Annotated in this window: 19 protein-coding genes; 14 read left to right on the top strand and 5 right to left on the bottom strand. The window is 66.0% G+C overall.

Annotated elements, in window-relative coordinates; translation table 11 throughout:
- Positions 1-96 precede the first annotated feature (96 nt).
- Together ACVCNR_RS11060 and ACVCNR_RS11055 are read left to right on the top strand one after the other, a co-directional pair.
- Entirely contained in the window at positions 97-558 is a 462-nt protein-coding gene (locus ACVCNR_RS11060) for a DUF2852 domain-containing protein (protein ID WP_447074823.1), read from the top strand.
- Positions 559-666: 108 nt separating this feature from the next.
- A complete protein-coding gene (locus tag ACVCNR_RS11055) occupies positions 667-1,434 on the top strand; it encodes a M48 family metallopeptidase (RefSeq protein WP_447074822.1) in 768 nt (255 codons plus the stop codon).
- 20 nt (positions 1,435-1,454) lie between these two features.
- Here ACVCNR_RS11055 and ACVCNR_RS11050 read toward each other — a convergent pair whose 3' ends face one another.
- Positions 1,455-1,673: a hypothetical protein gene (locus ACVCNR_RS11050; RefSeq protein ID WP_354194462.1), complete on the bottom strand. Its 219-nt coding sequence runs from the start codon at positions 1,671-1,673 to the stop codon at positions 1,455-1,457.
- Positions 1,670-2,611 carry a glutathione synthase gene (gene gshB, locus ACVCNR_RS11045; RefSeq protein WP_447074821.1) on the bottom strand — a complete coding sequence of 314 codons (942 nt, stop codon included), beginning with the start codon at positions 2,609-2,611 and terminating at the stop codon, positions 1,670-1,672. The genes ACVCNR_RS11050 and gshB overlap by 4 nt, the downstream gene beginning before the upstream one ends.
- Before the next feature lie 177 nt (positions 2,612-2,788).
- On the opposite strand from gshB, the gene ACVCNR_RS11040 reads away from it, so the two are divergent.
- From ACVCNR_RS11040 to ACVCNR_RS11000, 9 genes are all read left to right on the top strand, one after another.
- Positions 2,789-4,138 carry a putative bifunctional diguanylate cyclase/phosphodiesterase gene (locus ACVCNR_RS11040; RefSeq protein WP_447074819.1) on the top strand — a complete coding sequence of 450 codons (1,350 nt, stop codon included), beginning with the start codon at positions 2,789-2,791 and terminating at the stop codon, positions 4,136-4,138.
- 249 nt (positions 4,139-4,387) lie between these two features.
- Positions 4,388-6,184, top strand: coding sequence for an acyl-CoA dehydrogenase (locus ACVCNR_RS11035; RefSeq protein WP_354194457.1), 1,797 nt, complete (start codon positions 4,388-4,390; stop codon positions 6,182-6,184).
- A 39-nt stretch (positions 6,185-6,223) separates the two neighbouring features.
- Entirely contained in the window at positions 6,224-7,393 is a 1,170-nt protein-coding gene (locus ACVCNR_RS11030) for an acyl-CoA dehydrogenase family protein (RefSeq protein WP_447074818.1), read from the top strand.
- A gap of 8 nt (positions 7,394-7,401) precedes the next feature.
- Complete coding sequence (locus ACVCNR_RS11025) at positions 7,402-7,887, top strand: OsmC family protein (protein ID WP_447074817.1); 486 nt, start codon at positions 7,402-7,404, stop codon at positions 7,885-7,887.
- A complete protein-coding gene (locus ACVCNR_RS11020) occupies positions 7,880-9,088 on the top strand; it encodes an acetyl-CoA C-acetyltransferase (protein WP_447074815.1) in 1,209 nt (402 codons plus the stop codon). Before ACVCNR_RS11025 ends, ACVCNR_RS11020 begins: the two co-directional genes overlap by 8 nt.
- A 16-nt stretch (positions 9,089-9,104) precedes the next feature.
- Positions 9,105-11,318 carry a 3-hydroxyacyl-CoA dehydrogenase NAD-binding domain-containing protein gene (locus ACVCNR_RS11015; RefSeq protein ID WP_447074814.1) on the top strand — a complete coding sequence of 738 codons (2,214 nt, stop codon included), beginning with the start codon at positions 9,105-9,107 and terminating at the stop codon, positions 11,316-11,318.
- Positions 11,319-11,442: 124 nt separating this feature from the next.
- Entirely contained in the window at positions 11,443-11,988 is a 546-nt protein-coding gene (locus ACVCNR_RS11010; protein WP_354194447.1) for a thioesterase family protein, read from the top strand.
- 85 nt (positions 11,989-12,073) lie between these two features.
- Positions 12,074-12,724 (top strand): S24 family peptidase, encoded by a 651-nt coding sequence (locus ACVCNR_RS11005; RefSeq protein WP_447074813.1) that lies wholly within the window; start codon positions 12,074-12,076, stop codon positions 12,722-12,724.
- Positions 12,725-12,726: 2 nt separating this feature from the next.
- Complete coding sequence (locus ACVCNR_RS11000) at positions 12,727-13,590, top strand: thermonuclease family protein (RefSeq protein ID WP_447074812.1); 864 nt, start codon at positions 12,727-12,729, stop codon at positions 13,588-13,590.
- Here the strand turns inward: ACVCNR_RS11000 and ACVCNR_RS10995 are convergent.
- A complete protein-coding gene (locus ACVCNR_RS10995) occupies positions 13,553-15,205 on the bottom strand; it encodes a lysine--tRNA ligase (RefSeq protein ID WP_447074810.1) in 1,653 nt (550 codons plus the stop codon). The two genes, ACVCNR_RS11000 and ACVCNR_RS10995, sit on opposite strands and share 38 nt — an antisense overlap.
- A 349-nt stretch (positions 15,206-15,554) precedes the next feature.
- On the opposite strand from ACVCNR_RS10995, the gene dnaK reads away from it, so the two are divergent.
- The 3 genes from dnaK to pmtA all read left to right on the top strand — a co-directional run bounded on the left by dnaK (position 15,555) and on the right by pmtA (position 19,624).
- Positions 15,555-17,471 carry a molecular chaperone DnaK gene (gene dnaK / locus ACVCNR_RS10990; protein ID WP_447074808.1) on the top strand — a complete coding sequence of 639 codons (1,917 nt, stop codon included), beginning with the start codon at positions 15,555-15,557 and terminating at the stop codon, positions 17,469-17,471.
- Positions 17,472-17,759: 288 nt separating this feature from the next.
- Positions 17,760-18,890, top strand: coding sequence for a molecular chaperone DnaJ (dnaJ, locus tag ACVCNR_RS10985; RefSeq protein ID WP_354194437.1), 1,131 nt, complete (start codon positions 17,760-17,762; stop codon positions 18,888-18,890).
- Positions 18,891-19,018: 128 nt separating this feature from the next.
- The gene (pmtA, locus tag ACVCNR_RS10980; RefSeq protein WP_354194435.1) at positions 19,019-19,624 is read left to right on the top strand and encodes a phospholipid N-methyltransferase PmtA; all 606 of its coding nucleotides are present in this window, start codon (positions 19,019-19,021) and stop codon (positions 19,622-19,624) included.
- Positions 19,625-19,633: 9 nt separating this feature from the next.
- Here the strand turns inward: pmtA and ACVCNR_RS10975 are convergent, their stop codons facing one another.
- Positions 19,634-20,515: a LysR family transcriptional regulator gene (locus ACVCNR_RS10975; RefSeq protein WP_447074806.1), complete on the bottom strand. Its 882-nt coding sequence runs from the start codon at positions 20,513-20,515 to the stop codon at positions 19,634-19,636.
- A gap of 9 nt (positions 20,516-20,524) precedes the next feature.
- Positions 20,525-21,559 carry a YeiH family protein gene (locus tag ACVCNR_RS10970; protein ID WP_447074804.1) on the bottom strand — a complete coding sequence of 345 codons (1,035 nt, stop codon included), beginning with the start codon at positions 21,557-21,559 and terminating at the stop codon, positions 20,525-20,527.
- Between the last annotated feature and the right edge of the window lie 121 nt (positions 21,560-21,680).

The raw sequence follows: 21,680 nt of genomic DNA, 5'->3' as shown, positions 1-21,680 counted from the left end.
GTGACGCGGATTTTGTCTTGAATCGCCTTTTTCGCCTTCCCATCTCGTTTTCAGGCAGCCGGAACGGCTGGCTCCAACTGAAGGAACGCGAAGAAAATGAACACGACTGCACTGATCCGCCCGGCCTGGACGCCGGCGACCATCGCGCTGATGGTGATCGGCTTCATGGTGTTCTGGCCGCTCGGCCTTGCCATGCTCGCCTACATCATCTGGGGCGACCGGCTCGAAGGCTTCAAGAAGGACGTCAACCGCGCGACCGACGGCATCTTCGCCGGCTGCCGCCGGGGCGCCGACAAGGCACAGCGCTGGGGCCACACCCGCACCGGCAACGTCGCCTTCGACGACTGGCGCGAGAAGGAACTGGCCCGTCTCGACGAAGAGCGCCGCAAGCTCGACGAGATGCTGAACGAGTTCGACGAATATGCGCGTGAACTGCGCCGCGCCAAGGACCAGGAAGAGTTCGACCGCTTCATGGCCCAGCGCAACCGCGCGACCGCGCCCACGACGCAGGCTCCGAAGAAGCGCGGCAAGCCGGACGATAATCTGCTCGACGACTGATCTTGCCGGCCCACGGCATTTGCAGGCGGCGTCGCTTCGGCGGCGCCGTTCGCTTTAGACCCTTTCATCCCCCATCCATCCCGCCGGCGAATCGCCTATGGTAGCGCCATGTCCTTCGGCTTCTTTCGCAATCTCAACAGGACCGCAAAGCCCGCGCCGCAACCGGTGGAGCTGCGCGAGCACACGGTTGGCGGGCGCACGCTGCCGCTGCGGATCGTCGAGAACGGGCGCGCGCGCCGCCTGACCCTGCGCATCGATGCCGGCGGCCAGGGCCTGCGCATCACCGTGCCGCCGGGCCTGCGGGTCGGCGAGGTCGACAATTTCCTCAACCGCCATCAGGGCTGGCTGGAGGAAAAGCTGGCCAAGGTGCCGGACCGGCCGCAGGTGCGGCCCGGCGTCAAGCTGCCGCTCTACGGCGTGCCGCACCTGATCGTGCACGAGCCGGGCAGGCGCGGCACGGTTGCCGTCGGCGCGGACGAGACCGGCCCTGTGCTCGTCGTCCATGGCGAGCGCGTCCACCTGCCGCGCCGCGTGGCGGATTTCCTCAAGCGCGAGGCCCGCCGCGAGATCGGCGCGCTGGTGGACAAGCACACGGCCGCGGTCGGCCGCAAGGCCAAGGCGGTGCGCTTCAAGGACACGTCGAGCCGCTGGGGCTCCTGCACGGCCGACGGCACGCTGTCCTTCTCATGGCGCATCATGATGGCGCCGCGCCCGGTCATCAATTATCTGGTGGCGCACGAGGTCGCGCATCTGCGCGAAATGAACCACGGCCCGAAATTCTGGAAGCTGTGCGAGGAATTGTGCCCGGACACGCCACGCTGCAAGGCGTGGCTGAAACGCAACGGCTCGGCGCTCCAGGCGATCGCCTTCCAGTAAGCGCTCAGTCGTCCCCGTCCTCAATCGTCATTGGTGGCGTTGAGTTCGTCCGGATGCAGCGATTCCCCCTCATGGCGCGGCCACGGCAGAAAGTCCCGGTCGAAGCCGTCGCCGTCGAAATAGGCAAGCGCCCGCTGGCCTTCCGCGCCGTCCATCCCGGCACGCTCCAGCAGATAGGCGATGACCTCGCGGGCCTGCGCCAGCTTTTCCCTGGCTTCCCTTGTGCTGTCGCCGGTCATCTTCGTTTCGCCTCCACGCAATCCCAGAACAGGGCGGCGATGTCGGCGCCGCCGAAACGCCTGACCTCGCGGATGCCGGTCGGCGAGGTGACGTTGATCTCTGTCATATAGTCGCCGATCACGTCGATGCCGACCAGAATGAAACCGCGATCCCGCAGCGCGGGGCCGATCGCCTCGCAGATCTCGCGTTCGCGGCTTGTCAGCTCCGTCTTCTCGGCACGGCCGCCGACATGCATGTTGGAGCGCGATTCATGGTCGGCCGGCACCCGGTTGATGGCCCCGACGGGCTCGCCGTCGATGAGGATGATGCGCTTGTCGCCCTTGCGCACGTCCTTGAGGTAGCGCTGGACGATGAACGGCTCGCGGAACATCTGCGAGAACATTTCGATCAGCGACGACAGGTTCTGGTCGTCGTCGCGCAGATGGAAGATGCCGGCGCCGCCATTGCCGTAGAGCGGCTTGATGATGATGTCGCCGAACTGGCGGCGGAAGGCGGCGACCTCGCCGGGGTCCTTGGTGATCAGCGTCTGCGGCATCAGGTCGGCGAATTCGGTGACGAAGATCTTCTCCGGACTGTTGCGCACCCAGGCCGGATCGTTGACCACCAGCGTGGCCGGATGGATGCGCTCCAGTATGTGCGTGGTGGTGATGTAGTTCATGTCGAACGGCGGATCCTGGCGCAGCAGGATGACGTCCATTTCCGAGAGATCGGTGCGCACCGGCTCGCCCAGCGTGAAATGATTGCCCTTCTCGTCGCGCACCGTCATTTCCTCGATGCGGGCGAACACCTTGCCGTCGAGCAGCGACAGGCGGTCGGGCGTATAGTGGTAGAGAACATGGCCACGCCGCTGCGCTTCCAGCGACAGCGCGAAGGAGGTGTCGCCTTCTATCGACACGGTGGAGATATGGTCCATCTGGACCGCGATCTTGAGCGGCATGGGGGAGTCTCCGAGGGGTACGAGGCGTGAGATATAAGGAAGTTGGCGGGCCCTGCCAATGCGGCGGCCGGCGAAGAATTTCGCAATCGTGAAATATGATTTCGCCGGATACTTTTCCTAAAGGCTTTGCTGCCAAGGTCCGCCACGAGCCTCTTTTTACCCTTTCCAGGAAGCGCAATGCATACGCCGTTTGGCAGCCGGCAGATCAGCAGGGACGGCAACGAGCTGGCTTCGACCGACGCCTTGACCGGGCTGGGCAATCACCGGCGCTTCTGCGACCGCGTCGAGCGCCTGATCCGCGACCGGGCCGACGATCCCGCCCCCTTCGCCATCGGCATACTCGACCTCGACGGCTTCAAGCCGATCAACGATCTGTTCGGCTACCAGGCCGGCGACCACATCCTGGCCCAGATCGCCATGCGGCTGCGCGCGTCCATGGACAGCCACTCCTCGGTCTGCCGCATCGGGGCCGACGAGTTCGCCTTCCTGTGCCCCATGGTGTTCAGCGAAGAGGCGGTGTCGGAGCGGGCGCGCACGCTGATCGAGATCCTGTCCGCCCCCTATGACGTCGGCGAACGCACGGCCCGGCTGTCGGCCTCGGCCGGCTGCTCGCTGTTCTACTCGCAGGACGAGACCACCGAGATCCTGCTGAACAAGGCCGAAACCGCCCTCTATCACGCCAAGCGCTCGGGGCGCGGGCAGGTGATGGTCTACACGCGCGAGATGGAGGAAGCGGCCCGGCGCGTGACCCATATCGAACAGGCATTGCGCCGCGCGGTCTCGGTCGGCGAGGTGGAACCGCATTTCCAGCCGATCGTGAATCTCGCGACGCGGCGCATCATCGGCTTCGAGACGCTGGCGCGGTGGACCGACAGGGACCTGGGGCCGATGTCGCCGGCGGTGTTCATCCCCATCGCGGAGGAGCGCGGCATCATCGGGCCGCTGTCGCAGCTCATGCTGCACAAGGCGGCGGAAACGGCGAGCGCCTGGCCACAGGACCTGTTCCTGTCCTTCAACCTTTCCCCCTCGCAGCTCGTCGACCAGAACACCGGCCGCCACATCCTCGCGACGCTGGAGCGCACCGGCCTCGACCCATGCCGGCTGGAGGTCGAGATCACCGAAACCGGCCTGATGAGCGACCCGGCCTCGGTCGCCAAGATCATCGACGACCTGCGCCGCCATGGCATCCGCGTCGCCCTCGACGATTTCGGCACCGGCCAGTCCTCGCTCGGCCGGTTGCGCGAATTCCCCTTCGACAAGCTCAAGATCGACCGGGCCTTCGTCTCGTCCCTGCTCGACGACCTGCCCTCGCAGCATATCATCCGGGCCATATTGTCGATGTGCGAGGGGCTCGGCATCGACGTCGTGGCCGAGGGCATCGAGGAAGAGGCGCAGGCGCAATGCCTGCTCGATTTCGGTTGCCTGGCCGGACAGGGCTTCCTGTTCGGCAGGGCGGCCAATGCCGACGCGACGCTGGCCCTGCTGCGCAGCCTGATGCGCCGCCCGCCCCTGGTCGCCGTAAGCTGATCCGGCCCCGGCCGCCCGACGATCGGCGGCTCTTTCTTGCCTTCCTTGCGACAGCTCCGTTACCTGCCTGCCCGCCACCTCCCGCCGGTCACGCCATGGCTTGGCCCGGCACGGCGGCGATTTCCGCAGCGGCATGCGCCTCCTGCAAGATTGACGTTTACGCAAACGTCAATATTTGCTATATCTGTGCCATCATCGGATTCAGTGCGCCGCGAGCGCCCGCATCAGTCCCACGGGTGGAGGAACCGCATGCCCATTTACCAGTCACCGGTCCAGGACACGCTCTATCTCCTCAACGAGGTGCTGGGCTATCCCAACCATGCCAACCTGCCCGGCTTCGCCGACGCCTCGCCGGACGTGCTGGAGGCCATTCTGGCCGAGGGCGCGAAGCTCGCCGAGAACGTCATGCTGCCGCTCAACCGCATCGGCGACACGGAAGGCTGCACCCGCAACGACGACGGCTCCGTGACCACGCCCAAGGGCTTCGGCCAGGCCTATCAGCAATATCGCGAAGGCGGCTGGATGGGGCTGGCCGCGCCCGCCGAATATGGCGGCCAGGGCCTGCCCTATGCGGTGCACGCCGCCGTCGGCGAATATCTGTCCTCGGCCAACATGGCGCTGATGATGTATCCGGGCCTGACGCAGGGCGCGATCGCGGCGATCGTCGCCCATGGCAGCGAGGCACAGAAGCAGACCTTCCTGCCGAAGATGATCGACGGCGGCTGGACCGGCACCATGAACCTGACCGAGCCGCATTGCGGCACCGATCTCGGCCTGTTGCGCACCAAGGCCGTGCCCAACGGCGACGGCACCTACCGCATCTCCGGCCAGAAGATCTTCATCTCGGCCGGCGAGCACGACATGAGCGACAACATCGTGCATCTGGTCCTGGCCCGCATCGAGGGCGCGCCGGAGGGCGTGAAGGGCATCTCGCTGTTCATCGTGCCGAAGTTCAAGCTCGACGCCGACGGCAATCCGGGCGAGCGCAACGGCGTGTCCTGCGGCTCCATCGAGGAGAAGATGGGCATCCATGGCAACGCCACCTGCGTCATGAACTATGACGAGGCCGAGGGCACGCTGCTCGGCGCCGAGAACGGCGGCCTCAAGGCCATGTTCGTGATGATGAACGAGGCCCGCCTCGGCGTCGGCCTGCAGGGCCTGTCGCTGTCCGAGGTCGCCTACCAGAACGCCGTCGCCTATGCCCGCGAGCGGCTTCAGGGCCGTTCGCTCTCCGGGCCGAAGAACCCGCAGGGCAAGGCCGATCCGATCATCGTCCACCCCGACATCCGCCGCGCGCTGATGACCATGCGCGCCTTCAACGAGGCCGGCCGCGCGCTGGTGCTGTGGACCGCGCTCAACTCCGACATCGCCCACCGTTCCGCCGACGAGGCGGAGCGGCAGGCCGCCGACGACCTGCTCGGCCTGATGACCCCGGTGCTCAAGGGCGTGCTCACCGACAAGGGCTTCGAGCATGCGGTGATGGCGCAGCAGGTGTTCGGCGGCCACGGCTACATCGAGGAGCACGGCATGAGCCAGTTCGTGCGCGATGCCCGCATCGCCATGATCTACGAAGGCGCCAACGGCATCCAGGCGCTCGATCTCGTCGGCCGCAAGCTGGCGCTGAACGGCGGCCGCGCCGTGCAGGCCTTCTTCAAGGAGGTCGGCGAATTCTGCGAGGAAAACCGCGCCGACGAGACCATGGCGCCCTTCACCAAGTCCATCAAGAAGGGCCTCAACGACCTCCAGGCGGCGACCATGTGGCTGATGCAGAACGCCATGGCCAAGCCCGACAATGCCGGCGCGGCCTCGACCGACTACATGCATCTCTTCGGCCTCGTGGTGCTGGGCTATCTGTGGGGCCGCATGGCCAAGGTCTCGCAGGAGAAGCTTGCCGAGGGCGCCGGCGACACGGCCGCCTTCCACGAGCACAAGATCGTCACCGCCCGCTACTTCATGGAGCGCGTGATGCCGGAGACCGCGGCGCATCTGGCCCGCATCTCCACCGGCGCCGACACCATGATGGCGCTGCCGGCGGAGGCGTTCTAGGGTAAGCGGGTCCAACGAGGGAGGCATCGGAGAAAAACCATGACCAGCCCCGCCGAAGTGCTCTCCGTGCCGAAGCCCGAATGGACGAGCGAAGATGTCGGCATGCTCTACGACATGGCGCACCGCTTTCTTTCGGAGGAGGTCGCGCCGCATTACGAGGCCTACGAGAAGAACGAGATCGTCGACCGCTCCGCCTGGGAAAAGGCGGGCGCAGCAGGCCTGCTCTGCCCTTCCATGCCGGAGGAATATGGCGGCGCGGGCGGCAGCTTCGCCCATGAGAGTGCCATCATCGAGGCCATCAGCCATGTCGGCGTCGACGGCTTCGGCATCGGCCTGCACAACGCTATCGTCGCCCCGTACATCCTCCACTACGGCTCGGAGGAACAGAAGAAGAAATGGCTGCCGAAGCTGGCCAGCGGCGAGCTGATCGGCGCCATCGCCATGACCGAGCCGGGCGCCGGCTCCGACCTGCTGGGCATACGCACCCGCGCCGACAGGGACGGCAACCATTACCGCATCAACGGCTCGAAGACCTTCATCACCAACGGCCAGAACGCCAACCTGATCATCATCGTGGCCAAGACCGACCCGGACAAGGGCGCCAAGGGCACCTCGCTGATCGTGGTCGAGACGGACGGCGCCGAAGGCTTCGAGCGCGGCCGCAACCTCGACAAGATCGGCCTCAAGGCCAACGACACGTCCGAGCTGTTCTTCAACGACCTGCGGGTGCCCACCGCGAACCTGCTGGGCGCGGAGGAAGGCCAGGGCTTCGTCCAGCTCATGCAGCAGCTTCCGCAGGAGCGGCTGATGATCGGCACCACGGCGATCGCCATGGCCGAGCGGGCGCTGGCGCTGACCATCGACTATGTCAAGGAGCGCAAGGCCTTCGGCCAGCCGATCCTTTCCTTCCAGAACACCCAGTTCAAGCTGGCGGAACTGAAGACCGAAATCACCATCGGCCGCGTCTTCTACAATGGTTGCGTGAAGCGCCACATCGAGGGCGGGCTCGACCCCGCCACCGCCTCCATGGCCAAGTACTGGCTCTCCGACCTGCAAGGCAGGGTGATGGACGAGTGCCTGCAACTGCATGGCGGCTATGGCTATATGAACGAATATCCGATCGCGCGCATGTGGCGCGACGCCCGGGTGCAGCGCATCTATGGCGGCACCAACGAGATCATGAAACTGCTGATCGCACGAAGCCTCTGAGGAACCCCATGTCGACCTATGTCGCGGAAATCGAGTGGAAGGCCAATCCGGAAGAGAATTTCCCCGCCGGGCGCTATTCGCGCGTGCATGAAATCCGCTTCGACAACGGCCTTGCGGTGCGGGCCTCGGCCTCGCCGAGCGTCGTGCCGCGCCCCTATTCCGACCCGACGGCCGTCGATCCGGAAGAACTGATGGTGGCGGCACTGTCCTCCTGCCACATGATGTCGTTCCTCGACCTTGCGCGCCGCGCCGGCGTCATCGTGCGCGCCTATCACGATGCGGCGGAAGGCATCCTGGAAAAGACCGCCGAGGGCCGCATCGCGCTGACCAAGGTGACGCTGCGGCCGCGCATCGACTGCGACGCCGACCGTGCCACGCTCGATGACCTCCATCACAAGGCGCATGAGGTCTGCTTCATCGCCAATTCCGTCAGGACCGACGTTCGCGTCGAGCCCGTATTCGAATCTTCAGGGAAGGAAGCACATCATGGCTGAAGCCTATGTCTATGACGCGGTGCGCACCCCGCGCGGGCGCGGCAAGAAGGACGGATCGCTGCACGAGGTGCCGGCCGTGCGGCTGGCTGCGAAGACGCTGGAAGCGATCCGCGACCGCAACGGGCTCGACACCGGTACGGTCGACGACATCATCTTCGGTTGCGTCGATCCGGTCGGCGAAGCCGGCGCGGTGATCCCGCGCGCCGCCGCCTTCGAGGCCGGCTTCGACGACAAGGCGCCGGGCATGCAGATCTCGCGCTTCTGCGCCTCCGGCCTCGACGCCATCAATTTCGGCGCGGCCAAGATCGCCCAGGGCGCCGACGACATCGTCATTGCCGGCGGCGTGGAATCGATGAGCCGCGTCGGCATGGGCGCGGCCGGCGGCGCCTGGTTCATGGACCCCTCGGTCGGCCTGCCCGGCTGGTTCGTGCCGCAGGGCATCTCGGCCGACCTCATCGCCACCAAATACGGCTTCTCCCGCGACGATGTCGACGCCTATGCGGTGGAGAGCCAGAAGCGCGCCGCGCATGCCTGGGAAAAGGGCTGGTTCAGGAACTCGGTCATTCCGGTCAGGGACCAGAACGGCCTGACCATCCTCGACCGTGACGAGCACATGCGACCCGACACCGACATGCAGGGGCTGGCGTCCCTCAACCCGTCCTTCGTCATGCCGGGCGAGATGGGCGGCTTCGACGCCGTGGCCGTGCAGAAGCATCCCGAGATCGAGGCGGTCAACCACGTCCACCACGCCGGCAATTCCTCCGGCATCGTCGACGGCGCCGCCGCCGTGCTGCTCGGCTCCAAGAAGGCCGGCAAGGCGCTCGGCGCGAAGCCGCGCGCGCGCATCCGCGCCTTCGCCAATATCGGTTCCGAGCCGGTGCTGATGCTGACCGGTCCGGTGGACGTGACCGAGAAGCTGCTCAAGCGCGCCAGAATGAAGATCTCGGACATCGACCTGTTCGAACTCAACGAGGCTTTCGCCAGCGTCGTGCTGCGCTACATGCAGGCCTTCGACATTCCGCACGACAAGATCAATGTCGCCGGCGGCGCCATCGCCATGGGCCATCCGCTGGGAGCCACCGGCGCGATGATTCTCGGCACCGTGCTGGACGAGCTGGAGCGGCGCGACCTCAACACCGCGCTGGTGACGCTGTGCATCGGTGCGGGCATGGGCACCGCCACCATCATCGAACGCGTCTGATCGGAGGGCAGGACAGATGACCTACAAGAACTTCACCGTCGAAACCGATGCCGACGGCATCGCCCTCGTCACCTGGGACATGCCCGACCGGTCGATGAACGTGTTCACCGAAGAGGCGATGCGCGAACTGGACAGCATCGTCGACCGCGTGACCGGCGACGGGGCCATCAAGGGCGCCGTCATCACCTCCGGCAAGGATACGTTCTCCGGCGGCGCCGACATCACCATGCTGCAAAAGATGCTGTCGATCTTCGCCGAGGAGAAGGCCAGCGATCCGGTCAAGGCCACGCAGAAGCTGTTCGAGACCGCCGGCTACATGACCGGCCTGTTCCGCAAGCTGGAAACCTGCGGCAAGCCGTGGGTGTCGGCCATCAACGGCACCTGCATGGGCGGCGCGTTCGAGCTTTCGCTCGCCTGCCACGCCCGCGTCGCCGCCGACAGCGACAAGGTCAAGATGGCGCTGCCCGAGGTCAAGATCGGCATCTTCCCAGGTGCCGGCGGCACCCAGCGGGTGCCGCGCCTGACCGACCAGCAGCAGGCCCTGCAGATGCTGACCAGCGGCCAGACGCTGACGCCGAAGAAGGCCAAGTCAATGGGCCTGATCACCGAGATCGCCGAGCCGGCCAAGCTGATCGAGGCCGCCAAGACCCTGATCAGGAACGGGCTTTCGGCCGTGCAACCATGGGACCAGAAGGGTTTCAAGCTGCCCGGCGGGCCGGTCTATTCGGTGGCGGGCGCCAATCTGTGGCCGCCGGCCATCGCCATCCTGCGCCGCGAGACCTACGGCAACTATCCGGCCGCAGCGGCGATCCTGAAATGCGTCTATGAAGGCCTTCTGGTACCGTTCGACACCGCGCTGCGCATCGAGCAGCGCTATTTCACGCAGATCATGCAGAGCCCGGAAGCGGCCGCGATGATTCGCTCGCTGTTCATTTCGTTGCAGGAGCTGAACAAGGGCGCGCGCCGCCCCGAGGGCGTGCCGGAGACGAAGTTCAAAAAGATCGGCGTCATCGGCGCCGGCTTCATGGGCGCGGGCATCGCCTATGTCACAGCCAAGGCCGGCATTCCCGTGGTGCTGCTCGACCGCGACCGGGCATCCGCCGACAAAGGCAAGGCCCATTCCGAAAGCCTGATGGACGGCGCCATCAAGAAGGGCCGCGCCACGCAGGCCGACAAGGAAAAGCTTCTGGCGCTGATCACGCCGAGCGCCGACTATGCCGACCTCAATGGCTGCGACCTCGTAGTCGAGGCGGTGTTCGAGGATTCGGGCGTCAAGAAGGCCGCGACCGAGCAGGCGGAAGCCGTGCTGAAGTCGACGGCTATCTTCGCCTCCAACACCTCGACCATTCCGATCACCTCGCTGGCCAAGAACTCGGCGAGGCCGAAGAACTTCGTCGGCATCCACTTCTTCTCCCCAGTCGACAAGATGATGCTGGTCGAGATCATCCTCGGCAAGAAGACCGGCGGCAAGGCGCTGGCCGTGGCCATCGACTATGTGCGGGCGATCAAGAAGACGCCGGTCGTGGTCAACGACACGCGCGGCTTCTTCGTCAACCGCTGCGTGCTGCGCTATATCGGCGAGGCCTACAAGATGCTGATCGAGGGCGTTCCGGCCGCGATGATCGAGAACGCCGCCAAGGCCGCCGGCATGCCGGTCGGGCCGCTGGCGCTCAACGACGAGACGGCCATCGACCTCGCCCAGAAGATCATGAAGCAGACCCTGCGCGATCTCGGCGAAAAGGCGGTCGACCCCCAACAGATGGCGCTGGTCGACACCATGGTCGACAAGCACGGCCGCCTCGGCCGCAAGAACGGCAAGGGTTTCTACGACTACCCGGAAAAGCCGGCCAAGAAGCATCTGTGGCCGGGCCTGAAGGACCTTTATCCGCAGCAGAACCCCGACGACATCGACTTCGAGGAGCTGAAGCAGCGCTTCCTCGTCGTCATTGCGCTGGAAGCGGCGCGGGTGATGGAGGAAAAGATCGTGACCGACCCGCGCGAGGCCGATGTCGGCTCGATCCTGGCCTTCGGCTTCGCGCCCTATACCGGCGGCGTGCTCTCCTATATCGACGGCATCGGCGCGGCCCGCTTCGTGAGCATCGCCAAGCGGCTGCAGAAGAAATACGGGGCGGAATTCAAGGCGCCGAAGCTGCTCGTCGACATGGCCGCCAGGGGCGACAGCTTCTACCAGCGCTTCGACCCTTACGGCGAGGCGCGGAAGGCCGCCTGACGCGGGGCGCGCGCCGGACAAACAAACGCAGGCCGGGTGTTTGCTTCCCCTCACCCGGCCTGCTTCGCAAACCGCCCTCTCCCCGGGTGGAAGACGGCCGAGGGGCCCGTGAAGGTGAACTGACATGTATGTGTGGGCGCGGCTGGCGCGGATGATGGCGACGGCGAAAAGCCGTGGCGACTACCACATGGGCGAGGAAAGCCGGCTCGGCTTCCGCTGCCTGCCGACCGACATCGACGCCAACCTTCATCTCAACAATGCCCGCTACATGATGCTGGCCGATGTCGGCCGCATCGACGTGTTCCTGCGCGCCGGGTTGTGGCAGGCGGCCCGCAAGCATCGCTGGGCGCCGATGCTGGGCGGGTTGCAGACCGTCTTCGTGCGCGAGATCCGCCTGTGGCAGCGCTTCGACGTCCTTTCCTCCATCGAGACCTGGGAAGGCACGCAGGCCATCGGCCGGCATCGCTTCGTGCTCGAAAGCGGCGAGACGGCGGCGGTGATCATGACCACCGCCGGCGTCTATGACCGCGCCGCCAGACGCTTCCTCGACATGGAGGAGGTCGTCATCGCGCTCGGCAAGCAGGCCACGCCGCGCCCGCTCGATGCCGACGAACGCAGCTTCATGGCCTCGCATACGGCCATGCGCGCCGCCGCCAAGGCGCAGCGCTGACGGTTGCCGCCTCGCGGCTGGACAAGCCGGGCGGGCGGGGATAAAAATCGAAAGGTATTTTTTCCTGTTCGGAGACCTCAGGCGCATGCTCTCGCATGACCGCGTATGGGCCGCCATCGACGCGCTCGCCGAGCGCTACTCGCTGTCCGCATCGGGCCTTGCCCGGCGGGCGGGGCTCGATTCCACCGCCTTCAACAAGTCCAAGCGGCTGTCGGCCGACGGGCGGCCGCGATGGCCGTCGACCGAATCGCTGGCCAAGATCATCGAGGCGACCGGCTCCTCGCTGAACGAATTTATCGCGCTGGTCGAGGACCGGGCCACCGCCGCACCCGACGCCCTGCCGGCGCGGCGCCCCTCCGTGCCGCTGGTCGGCTTCGCGCAGGCGGGCGCCGGCGGCTTCTTCGACGATGCCGGCTTCCCCGTCGGCCATGGCTGGGACCTGATCGAACTGCCGGCACCGGGCGGCGGCCCCGCCTATGCGCTGAAGGTCCAGGGCGATTCCATGCTGCCGCTCTATCGCGACGGCGACGTGCTGATCGTCGAACCGGGCGCCAGCGTGCGCAAGGGCGACCGCGTGGTGGTCAAGACCACGTCCGGCGAGGTCATGGCCAAGGTGCTCAGCCGTCAGAGCGCCAGGACGATCTCGCTGGTCTCGCTCAATCCCGAACATCCGGATCGCGAATTCCCCGTCCATGAGGTGGAGTGGATGGCGCGGATCGTGTGGGCGAGCCAATAGCGATGAAACCCCTGCATGCCGGCTTCGCGGCGCTTTGCCTGCTGATCATGACCGTTCTGGTCGTGGCCGGCGGAAGGGCGCTGAATCCGGGGGCCGATGCGGAACCGCAATCCGAAAGCGGCATCGTCTTCGACACGGAAATCAACGATGTCTTCCCGGAGGCGGAACCGGAGGACACCGCACCCGAGCCCTCCGAAGCCGTGCCGCAATCTTCCCTCCCCTCGCGGCCGATCGAGCCGGACGTCATCGCCCCGCCGCCGCTGGAGCCCTCCGAACTGGAACGGCTGCCGCCGCGCGAGCCGCTGAGCGAGCTTTCCCTCGCCGTTCCGCCCAAGCCGAAGCCCGATGCCGAATGGAAGGGCGCGACGCTGTTTCGCCCGCTCGCCACCGGCGCCGGGCGCATCAAGGCGCAGGGCCGGACCGTGACCGTCGCCGGCATCGACCCGGTGGCGCCGGACGAAACCTGCACGGACAGCGGCCGGCAATGGCCGTGCGGCACCCGCGCCACGACCGCCTTCCGCACCTTCCTGCGCGGCCGCGCCGTGGTCTGCGACATACCCGAAAATGACAGCGAGGGCGATTTCACCGCCCGCTGCCGGCTGGCCAGGCAGGACATCGGCGAATGGCTGGTGGAAAACGGCTGGGCACGCGCCCGGCAGGACGGCCCCTATGCGCAGGCGGCGGAGAAGGCACGAAAAGGCAGGAAAGGCATCTATGGCCACGCGCCGGACCTTTCGGGCCTGCCGCCGGCACCGGCGCAGGGATCGGGAGCCCCGGCGGCGCCGGACAGCATCATCGAGCTGCCCGGCCCTCCCGAACTTGTACCGGCTACGCCGCCAGACGGCCTTCCAGCGCCTTCCCGATAAGCTCCCGGGTCTCGGCGATGCCGTAGAGCGCGGCGAAGGAGCCGAAGCGCGGACCGCGCTCCTGACCGATCAGCACCTGATAGATCATCTGGAAGAAGGCGACCGAGACACCCGGTCCGCCCTCCGGGCTCTTCTTGGCGTGGTCCTGATAGCGCTCGATGGCGCGCGCCACATTGAGCGCCGCGTTCTGGATCGCCTCGCCGTCGGCGTCCTGCGGCAGGGCGGCCAGCGCCTGCGACAGCTTCGCCAGCGCCTCGCGCTCCACCTCGTCCGGCGCGCGGTAGACCTTCGACGGCTTCACGAAATCGTCGAAATAGCGGATCGCGTAGCCGGTCAACCTGTCCAGTTCGGGATGCGTCGCAGGCGTCACACCCGGCGCGTAGCGCGAGATGAAGCCCCACAGCACATCCTTGTTCTGGGCGTTGGAGACGCTGACCAGATTGAGCAGCAGCGCGAACGGCACCGGCAGGTCGATGGAAGGCGGATTGCCGTTGTGGATGTGCCAGACCGGATTGCCGAGACGGTTCTTCCAGTCCTGCTTCGGATAGGCCGACAGGAACTGGTAATATTCGTCCACGGCACGCGGGATGACATCGAAATAGAGCTTCTTGGCCACGCGCGGCTTCTGGAACATATAGAGCGCCAGGCTCTCGGTCGGCGCGTAGGTCAGCCACTCGTCGATGGTCAGGCCATTGCCCTTCGACTTGGAGATCTTCTGGCCGTTCTCGTCGAGAAACAGTTCGTAGACGAAATGTTCCGGCGCGCGCCCGCCGAGGATCTCGCAGATGCGGTCGTAGATCGCGGCGTTGGTCTGGTGGTCCTTGCCGAACATCTCGAAATCGACGTCGAGCGCCGCCCAGCGCATGCCGAAATCCGGCTTCCATTGCAGCTTCACCGCGCCGCCGGTGACCGGCAGCGTGGTCTCGGTGCCGTCCTCGTCGTCGAAGGTGACGGTGCCGGCCTCGGCGTCGACATGCTTCATCGGCACGTAGAGCACGTGGCCGCTCTTGGGCGATATCGGCAGGAAGGGGCTGTAGGTGGCCTGGCGCTCCTCGCCCAGCGTCGGCAGCATCACCTTCATGATGTCGTCATAGCGCTCTGCGGCGCGCAGCAGCACCTCGTCGAAGCGGCCTTCCTTGTAGTAATCGGTCGCGCTGGCGAACTCGTAGTCGAAGCCGAAGGTGTCGAGGAAGCGGCGCAGCATGGCGTTGTTGTGATGGCCGAAGCTCGCGTAGTCGCCGCCGAACGGGTTCGGCACGACGGTGAGCGGCATATGCAGGTAAGGCTCCAGCGCGGCGCGGTCGGGCACGTTGTCCGGGATCTTGCGCATGCCGTCCATGTCGTCGGAGAACACCAGAAGCCGCGTCCTGACCTTGTCCTGCGTGAGGATGCGGAAGGCATGGCGCACCATGGTGGTGCGCGCCACCTCGCCGAAGGTGCCGATATGCGGCAGGCCCGAGGGGCCGTAGCCGGTCTCGAACAGGATCGTTTCCGGAAACCCGGTCTTTGCATAGCGGGCGACGATTTTTTTCGCTTCCTCGAACGGCCAGGCTTTGTTCTCGCCGGCGGCGGCGAGAAGTTCCGGGTTGAGGTCGAGGGCGTCGTTTCCGGCCATGTCGTTGGTCCTGTTGGTGAAGCCGGCTTCGATGCCGGCCGGCCTGCTCTATGCGGGCCGCCGCCCAAGGTCAAATTTTTCCCGCCCGGGAGCCGCGATCGGAGGCCAGAAACGGCCAAAAAGCGTGATTTCACGCCTTTTTTGCGCCGATTCGCCGCGCCGGGCCTTGCAAGCATGTCAGCAGCGCGCAGAACGCTTGCACGCCGCGAAGCCTGTTCTTATATACGCCGCAGATCCGTACCGGCCGTTCCATGCAAGCGGGCGCGTACGGAAATTCTTGTGAACAGGGGCTTTCGCCGGAACGCCTGACAGGGTCCTTGAAAGCCTGCTTGAAGGAGAGAATGAACCAATGGCTAAAGTAATCGGCATCGACCTCGGAACCACGAATTCCTGCGTCGCCGTGATGGACGGCAAGGACGCCAAAGTGATCGAAAACGCGGAAGGCGCGCGCACCACCCCCTCGATCGTCGCCTTCACCTCCGACGGCGAACGCCTCGTCGGCCAGCCGGCCAAGCGCCAGGCGGTCACCAATCCCGAAAACACCGTCTTTGCGGTCAAGCGCCTCATCGGCCGCCGCTATGACGATCCGGTCACCGAAAAGGACAAGGGCCTCGTGCCCTACAAGATCGTCAAGGGCGACAATGGCGACGCCTGGGTCGAGGCCGGGGCTAAGAAGCAGTCGCCCTCGCAGATCTCGGCCATGATCCTGCAGAAGATGAAGGAGACGGCGGAAGCCTATCTCGGCGAGAAGGTCGAGAAGGCCGTCATCACCGTTCCCGCCTATTTCAACGACGCCCAGCGCCAGGCCACCAAGGACGCCGGCAAGATCGCCGGTCTGGAAGTGCTGCGCATCATCAACGAGCCGACTGCGGCAGCACTTGCCTACGGCCTCGACAAGAAGGACGGCAAGACCATCGCCGTCTACGACCTTGGCGGCGGCACCTTCGACATCTCCGTGCTGGAGATCGGCGACGGCGTGTTCGAGGTTAAGTCGACCAATGGCGACACCTTCCTCGGCGGCGAGGACTTCGACATGCGTCTGGTCGAGTATCTGGCCGACGAGTTCAAGAAGGACCAGGGCATCGACCTGCGCAACGACAAGCTCGCCCTGCAGCGCCTGAAGGAAGCTGCCGAGAAGGCCAAGATCGAGCTGTCGTCCACCACGCAGACCGAGATCAACCTGCCCTTCATCACCGCCGACGCCAGCGGCCCGAAGCACCTGACGCTGAAGCTGACCCGCGCCAAGTTCGAGAGCCTGGTCGACGACCTCGTCCAGCGCACCATCGAGCCGTGCAAGGCGGCGCTCAAGGATGCCGGCATCAAGGCGGGCGAGATCGACGAGGTAGTCCTGGTCGGCGGCATGACCCGCATGCCCAAGATCCAGGAAGTGGTGAAGCAGTTCTTCGGCAAGGAGCCGCACAAGGGCGTCAACCCCGACGAGGTGGTGGCGATGGGCGCGGCGATCCAGGCCGGCGTGCTGCAGGGCGACGTCAAGGACGTGCTCTTGCTCGACGTGACCCCGCTGTCGCTGGGCATCGAGACGCTGGGCGGCGTGTTCACTCGCCTCATCGAGCGCAACACCACCATCCCGACCAAGAAGAGCCAGACCTTCTCCACCGCCGAGGACAACCAGAACGCGGTGACGATCCGGGTCTTCCAGGGCGAGCGCGAGATGGCGGCCGACAACAAGCTGCTCGGCCAGTTCGATCTGGTCGGCATCCCGCCCGCACCGCGCGGCGTGCCGCAGATCGAGGTCACCTTCGACATCGACGCCAACGGCATCGTCAACGTCTCGGCCAAGGACAAGGGCACCGGCAAGGAGCACCAGATCCGCATCCAGGCTTCGGGCGGCCTGTCCGACGCCGACATCGAGAAGATGGTCAAGGACGCCGAGGCCAATGCCGAGGCCGACAAGAAGCGCAAGGCGCTGGTCGAGGCCCGCAACCAGGCCGAATCGCTGATCCATTCCAGCGAGAAGTCGCTGAAGGACTATGGCGACAAGGTTTCGGAAGCCGACCGCACGGCCATCTCCGACGCCATTGCGGCGCTGAAGACCGCCGCCGAGGGCGACGACCCGGCCGACATCGAGGCCAAGACCCAGACGCTGGCCGAGGTTTCGATGAAGCTCGGCCAGGCCATGTACGAGGCCTCGCAGAAGGAAGCGGCCGAAGCCGACGCCAAGGCGGATGCCGCCAAGGACGGCGACGTGGTCGACGCCGACTTCGAGGAGATCAACGAGGACGACGACAAGAAGAAGTCGGCCTGATCTTCGACGCGAACAGTGAAAAGCCCGGTCCAGGCCGGGCTTTTCTGCAACTTCGGCCGGAAAAATGCGCCCGGACCTTTGCCGGCTCTGGCATCGGGACCGCGCAGCACCTAAATCGAAGGCCACGAAAGAAAAGCGGAACGCTCCGGGAACCGTGCGTTTCAGGCGCATGACAATGCGGCACACAGGCCGGTAACCGGAAAATCGTTCCAGACGCTTCGATCGACAAGGAATGGCCGTTTCGGCCGATTTGGAGCCATCGGGCAGCAGAACCAAGACGGGCTTTAAATGAAGGCTGATTTCTACGAAACGCTCGGTGTGAGCAAAAGCGCGGACGACAAGGAACTCAAGAGCGCCTTCCGCAAGCTCGCCATGCAGTTCCATCCCGACCGCAATCCGGGCGACCACGCCTGCGAGCACAAGTTCAAGGAAATCAACGAGGCCTATGAGTGCCTCAAGGACCCGCAGAAGCGGGCCGCCTACGACCGCTTCGGCCATGCGGCCTTCGAGAACGGCGGCATGAACGGCGCCGCCCACGGCTTTGCCGCCGGCGGCTTCGCCGACATCTTCGAGGACATCTTCGGCGAGATGATGGGCGGCGGGCGCCGCCGCTCCTCCGGCGGGCGCGAACGCGGCGCCGACCTGCGCTACAACATGGAAATTTCGCTGGAGGAAGCCTTCACCGGCAAGACGGCACAGATCCATGTGCCGGCCTCGGTCTCCTGCGACGAATGCGCCGGCTCCGGCGCCAAGCCCGGCACCCAGCCGGTCACCTGCACCATGTGCGGCGGCCACGGCAAGGTGCGCGCCAGCCAGGGCTTCTTCTCCATCGAGCGCACCTGCCCGCAATGCCAGGGGCGCGGCCAGACCATCAAGGATCCGTGCGGCAAGTGCCATGGCCAGGGCCGCACCACCGAGGAGCGCTCGCTGTCGGTCAACATCCCGGCCGGCATCGAGGACGGCACCCGCATCCGGCTGGCCGGCGAGGGCGAGGCGGGCCTGCGCGGCGGGCCTGCCGGCGACCTCTACATCTTCCTGTCGGTGAAGCCGCACGAATTCTTCCAGCGCGACGGCGCCGACCTCTATTGCAAGGTGCCGATCTCGATGACCACGGCGGCGCTCGGCGGCTCCTTCGAGGTGACGACGCTGGACGGCAGCCAGACCCGCGTGAAGGTGCCGGAAGGCACCCAGAACGGCCGCCAGTTCCGCCTCAAGGGCAAGGGCATGCCGGTGCTGCGCCAGCCGCAGATCGGCGATCTCTACATCCAGACGGCGGTCGAGACGCCGCAGAACCTGACCCGGCGCCAGCGCGAATTGCTGGAGGAGTTCGAACAGATCTCCAGCCAGGAGAACTCGCCGCAATCGAGCGGCTTCTTCACCCGCATGAAGGACTTCTTCGATTCCTTTGCCGAGAAGTAAGGGGCCGCCGCACAGCGAGACGGGGCCCTGTCCGCTTCCGTCGCGGCATCAGCATCTTAGGCCAGATTTTTCCTTGAACCGGGCCAGCCAGATGCTAAGTACGACGACGGGGGCCGCAGGAGATTTGCATGGCTAGAGGAACCGGACTGCGCAAGACGCTGGCGGCAAAGTTCGACGACGAGCTCAAATTCTTCAAGGGCTGGATCGACAAGCCGAAAGCGGTCGGCGCCATCGTTCCCACCAGTTCGGTCACCGCGCGGCGCATGGCCTCCGTCATCGACCTCGGCTCCGGCCTGCCGGTGCTGGAGCTCGGCCCCGGCACCGGCGTCATCACCAAGGCCATCCTCAGGCACGGCGTGAGGCCGCAGAACCTCTATGCGGTCGAATATTCGGCCGATTTCGCCCGCCACCTGCGAACCAATTTCCCCGGCGTGAACGTCATCGAGGGCGATGCCTTCAATCTCGACACCACGCTCGGCAAGGCGGCCGACCTGACCTTCGATTCGATCATCTCGGGCGTGCCGCTGCTCAATTTCCCGGTCCCGCGCCGCGTCGAATATCTCGACGGGCTTTTGTCACGCATGCCGGAAGGCAGGCCGGTGGTGCAGATCACCTACGGCCCGATGTCGCCCATCCCGCCGGGACGCGGCGACTATACCGTCGAGCATTTCGACTTCATCCTGCGCAACATCCCGCCGGCGCGGCTGTGGATCTACCGCCGCCGCACGCACTGAAGCGGAAACTCAGCCTTCGCTCACCAGCCGGACGAATTCGCGTTCGGCTGCCGTCTCGTGATGCTGGGTGTGGCGCAGCATGAAGAACTTGCGGCGCGGCACCGGATAGTTCACCGCCGCCAGACGGCCGGCCTTCAGGGCGTTGGCGACCACGAGCCGCGACATCACCGTCGCCCCCGCGCCCGCCTCCACGGCCACCCGCACCGCCTCGTTGGAGGGGAACTCCAGGCTGATCTCGACATCCGCCAGGCGGTGACCGTGCGCCTTCAGCATGGCCTCCAGGATGGAGCGGGTGCCGGAGCCATGCTCGCGCATCACCCAGGGCGAGGCCCTCAGGTCGAGGGCCGCTCCGTCGAGGCTGCCGGCCCATGCATGGCCCGGCGCCACGATCAGCACCATGTCGTCGTCGGCGACCGCGGCGACGTTCAGGGCCTGGTCCTCGACATCGCCCTCGACGAAGCCCAGATTGGCCTCGCCCTTGCGCACCATCGCCGCCACCGTCTCGGTGTTGCCCATGGTCAGTTCCACAGCAAGGCCGGGATAGGCGGAGCGGAACCGGTGGACGAAGCCGGGCAGCCAGTAGTTGCCCACGGTCTGGCTGGCGGCCAGCCTGAGCGAGCCGACCTTCAGGCCGGCGAGATCGGCCAGCACCAGTTCGGCGCCGGCGGCGCGGGCCAGCACGGCCTTGGCCTCGGCCAGAAAGGTGCGGCCGGCGTCGGTCAGCGCGATGCGCCGCCCGACCCGGTCGAACAGCTTGGTCGCATAACGCGCCTCAAGCGCGGACACTGCCGCGCTCGTCGCCGATTGGGTAAGATTGAGGTCTGCGGCAGCCCGCGTCACATGCTCGCGCTCGGCGACGGCGACGAAGATGCGCAACTGCTCAAGCGTCATTTCCCGCGTTCAACCCAACAGCTTCACCAACAGCAGACTGAAGCCAGCGATAAACACAAACGCGGAAAGCGCAAGCAGAAGCGGCGCCAGGCCGCGCGACCTGATCTCCGACACATTGGCATTCAGCCCCATGGCGGCAAGCCCCATGGTCAGCATCAGGGTGGTGACGAAGACGACCAGCGGGCGCACCGTGTCGGGCAGGCCGACGAAGCTGTTCCACAGCACGACGGCGACAAAGCCCAGCACGAACCACGGCATCGGCGGGCGGGCGCCGCTTTCGCCGCCGCCGGAGCGGCGGGCGGCAAAGCCCATGGCGAACACCATCGGCGCGAGGAGGGCGACGCGGGTGAGCTTCGAGACGGTGCCCGCCTCGCCGGCCTGCGCCCCGTACTGGAAGGCGGCGCCGATGACCTGCGCGACCTCGTGGATGGAGGCGCCGGCCCACAGGCCGAAGGCGTTCTGGTCGAGGCCGGCAAGCGCGCCGAGCAGCGGATAGGCCAGCATGGCGACGGTGCCGAACAGGGTGATCGAGGCCACCGCATAGGCGACGTCCTCGTCGCGCGCATTGGTGACGGCATTGGCCGCCACGATGGCCGAGGCGCCGCAGATCGACGTGCCGGCGGCGATCAGTTGCGCAAGCCGCCGCTCGACGCCGAGCAGGCGGGCGACGCCAAGGGTGAACAGGAACGTCGTCACCAGCGTCAGGGCGATGATTCCGAAGCCGCCGAGGCCGATGGAGGCCGCCTGGTCGACCGTCAACTGGAAGCCGAGCAGGACGATGGCCAGGCGCAGCAGCGTCTTCTGGCTGAAGCGGATGCCTTCCTTGGTGTTGGCCGCGACCCCCACCGTGTTGGCGAACAGCATGCCGATGATCACCGCCAGGATCATCGGGCTGAAGATGACGAGGCCCGGCATTTCGCGCAGCGAATAGCCCGCGCCGGTGATGACGCCGACCAGCACCAGCCCGGGCCAGACGCCACCGGCGCGCTTGACGGTCGCCTTGCTGGCAACCGGCGCCGACAGGAAGCTTTCACTTGCAGACACGACATTCTCCAATTCAGGTCGAATGGGGAATGCCATTTCCGTTATATGCAATCCAACGCATTATTTATGTCGTAATGTTCGATTTCTCCGAACGATCGCGGATATTCGATCCCGCCGGACC

This window comes from Aquamicrobium terrae, assembly GCF_052978165.1.
Note: the sequence above shows the minus strand (reverse complement) of the source record. Positions and strands in the feature narration are given on the sequence as shown.

Bases quoted from the DNA above. Each gene is read 5' to 3' on its own strand.
- ACVCNR_RS11015 (WP_447074814.1), top strand. From the start codon at position 9,105: ATGACCTACAAGAACTTCACCGTCGAAACCGATGCCGACGGCATCGCC.
- ACVCNR_RS11035 (WP_354194457.1), top strand. From the start codon at position 4,388: ATGCCCATTTACCAGTCACCGGTCCAGGACACGCTCTATCTCCTCAAC.
- dnaJ (WP_354194437.1), top strand. From the start codon at position 17,760: ATGAAGGCTGATTTCTACGAAACGCTCGGTGTGAGCAAAAGCGCGGAC.
- ACVCNR_RS10995 (WP_447074810.1), bottom strand. From the start codon at position 15,205: ATGGCCGGAAACGACGCCCTCGACCTCAACCCGGAACTTCTCGCCGCC.
- ACVCNR_RS11000 (WP_447074812.1), top strand. From the start codon at position 12,727: ATGAAACCCCTGCATGCCGGCTTCGCGGCGCTTTGCCTGCTGATCATG.
- ACVCNR_RS11010 (WP_354194447.1), top strand. From the start codon at position 11,443: ATGTATGTGTGGGCGCGGCTGGCGCGGATGATGGCGACGGCGAAAAGC.
- ACVCNR_RS11055 (WP_447074822.1), top strand. From the start codon at position 667: ATGTCCTTCGGCTTCTTTCGCAATCTCAACAGGACCGCAAAGCCCGCG.
- gshB (WP_447074821.1), bottom strand. From the start codon at position 2,611: ATGCCGCTCAAGATCGCGGTCCAGATGGACCATATCTCCACCGTGTCG.
- ACVCNR_RS11005 (WP_447074813.1), top strand. From the start codon at position 12,074: ATGCTCTCGCATGACCGCGTATGGGCCGCCATCGACGCGCTCGCCGAG.
- ACVCNR_RS11030 (WP_447074818.1), top strand. From the start codon at position 6,224: ATGACCAGCCCCGCCGAAGTGCTCTCCGTGCCGAAGCCCGAATGGACG.
- ACVCNR_RS11050 (WP_354194462.1), bottom strand. From the start codon at position 1,673: ATGACCGGCGACAGCACAAGGGAAGCCAGGGAAAAGCTGGCGCAGGCC.
- ACVCNR_RS11040 (WP_447074819.1), top strand. From the start codon at position 2,789: ATGCATACGCCGTTTGGCAGCCGGCAGATCAGCAGGGACGGCAACGAG.
- ACVCNR_RS10975 (WP_447074806.1), bottom strand. From the start codon at position 20,515: ATGACGCTTGAGCAGTTGCGCATCTTCGTCGCCGTCGCCGAGCGCGAG.
- pmtA (WP_354194435.1), top strand. From the start codon at position 19,019: ATGGCTAGAGGAACCGGACTGCGCAAGACGCTGGCGGCAAAGTTCGAC.
- ACVCNR_RS11060 (WP_447074823.1), top strand. From the start codon at position 97: ATGAACACGACTGCACTGATCCGCCCGGCCTGGACGCCGGCGACCATC.
- ACVCNR_RS11020 (WP_447074815.1), top strand. From the start codon at position 7,880: ATGGCTGAAGCCTATGTCTATGACGCGGTGCGCACCCCGCGCGGGCGC.
- ACVCNR_RS11025 (WP_447074817.1), top strand. From the start codon at position 7,402: ATGTCGACCTATGTCGCGGAAATCGAGTGGAAGGCCAATCCGGAAGAG.
- dnaK (WP_447074808.1), top strand. From the start codon at position 15,555: ATGGCTAAAGTAATCGGCATCGACCTCGGAACCACGAATTCCTGCGTC.